Origin of the sequence: Stenotrophomonas pictorum JCM 9942 (assembly GCF_001310775.1) — a bacterium.
GTDB classification, from domain to species: domain Bacteria; phylum Pseudomonadota; class Gammaproteobacteria; order Xanthomonadales; family Xanthomonadaceae; genus Stenotrophomonas; species Stenotrophomonas pictorum.
The window spans coordinates 1-1,934 of the sequence record NZ_BAZI01000448.1; the positions used below are offsets into that span (position 1 = coordinate 1).

Annotated in this window: 1 protein-coding gene and 1 pseudogene; both read left to right on the forward strand. The window is 69.0% G+C overall.

Going from position 1 to position 1,934, the window contains the following annotated elements; translation table 11 throughout:
* The coding region (gene egtD / locus JCM9942_RS14870) for an L-histidine N(alpha)-methyltransferase (RefSeq protein WP_054660614.1) at positions 1-866 on the forward strand (866 nt) is incomplete at its 5' end.
* A 60-nt stretch (positions 867-926) separates the two neighbouring features.
* Positions 927-1,934, forward strand: a pseudogene (locus tag JCM9942_RS14875) (lytic murein transglycosylase); the annotation flags it as partial.

A 1,934-nucleotide genomic window follows, 5' to 3' on the forward strand; every position in this document is an offset into this window, starting at 1 on the left:
CGTCGAAATATTTCTATGACGCGCGCGGCTCGGCGCTGTTCGAACAGATCACCCGCCAGCCGGAGTACTACCTGACCCGCACCGAGCTGGCATTGCTGGAGCGCGAATTGCCGGCGATCGCGCAGCAGGTGGGAGCGCAGGCGCGGGTGGTCGAATACGGCAGCGGCAGCGGCCGCAAGACCCGGTTGCTGCTGCGCGCGCTGCCCGAGGTGGTGGCCTACACCCCGATCGAGATCTCGCGCGCGGCACTGGTGGCCAGCATCCACGCGCTGGCCGGCGATTTTCCGGCGCTGGAAATGCTGCCGGTATGCGCCGATTTCACCGATGCGGTGGCTCTGCCGCAGCCGCAACAGCCGGCGCGGCGCACGTTGCTGTTCTTTCCCGGCTCCACCCTGGGCAACTTCACCGATGGCGAGGCGGTGCGGCTGCTGCGCGGCATGCACCGGACCATGGGCGCAACCGGGCTGGCGCTGGTCGGCATCGACCTGGTCAAGGAGCCGGCCCGGATCGAAGCGGCCTACAACGATGCCGCCGGCATCACCGCCGCGTTCACGCTCAACCTGCTCGAACGCCTGAATCGGGAGATCGGCAGCGATTTCGCGCTGGACCGGTTCCGCCATCGCGCCCGCTACGACCCGCTGCACGAGCGCATCCGGACTGAACTGGTCAGCGAGGTCGCGCAGCGGGTGCAGGTGGCCGGCCAGCGTTTCGATTTCGCCGCGGGGGAGCCCATCCAGGTCGAATACAGCCACAAATACAGCGATGCCCGGTTCGCCGCGCTGGCCGCCGCCGCCGGATTGCGCGTGGTGGCGCACTGGACCGCGCAGCCCTGCAGCTATGGCCTGCGGCTGTTGCAATGGCAATGAAGGCACCGCATCGCGGCGCCGCGTTTATGATCGACAGCCCCCGTCTGTCAGGAACTGCCGATGAGAGCGATTGCCGTAGTGCTGGGATTGGGCGCGTGGGGCTTGGCTGCCACCGCTTCGGCGGGTATCGCCGACTTCGGCAGCTGCGGGGTCGGGCTCAAGAACGCGGCGGTGGCGCAGGGTATTGGCGCCGAGCGCGTGGAACAGGTGTTCACCACCATCACCCCGGACCTTGGAGTGCTGCCGCTGCTTGATGCGCAGCCCGAGTTCACCACGCCGATCTGGGACTATCTGGCGGCGCTGGTGGATCGCCAGCGTGTTGCGGACGGCCGCGCGCAGCTTCAGCAGCATCGCGCGCTGCTCGATCAGGTCAGCGTGCAATACGGGGTCGACCCGGCCACCATCGTCGCGGTGTGGGGCGTGGAGAGTGACTACGGCCGCGTGTTCGGCAGGCGCCCGCTGCTGCAGTCGCTGGCCACGCTGGCCTGCAACGGCCGCCGCCAGCCGTTTTTCAAAGGGGAGCTGCTGGCGCTGCTGAAACTGATCGACCAGGGTGACCTGCAGGCCGAGGGCTTGACCGGTTCGTGGGCCGGCGCGTTCGGCCATACCCAGTTCATGCCGTCCACCTATGCGCGCATCGCCGTGGATGGTGATGGCGATGGCCGCCGCGATCTGGTCGCCAGTATTCCCGACGCGCTGGCCTCCACCGCCAACTACCTCAAGCAGGCCGGTTGGCGGACGGGCCAGCCGTGGGGCGTGGAAGTGCGGATTCCGGCCGGTTTCAACGCGGCGCTGGCCGGCCGCACCAAGCGCAAGCCGCTGGCCAACTGGCGCGCTCTGGGCATCACCGGCGTCGACGGCACCCCGCTGCAGGTGCCGGCGATCACCGACGATGCCAATGCCGCGCTGCTGCTGCCGGCCGGTGCCAGCGGTCCGGCGCTGCTGGTGTTCCGCAACTACGACGCGATCTATTCCTACAACGCCGCCCGAGAGCTACGCGCTGGCCATCGCCACGCTGGCCGACCGCCTGCGCGGCGGCAGCGGCCTGAAGGCGGCATGGCCGACCGA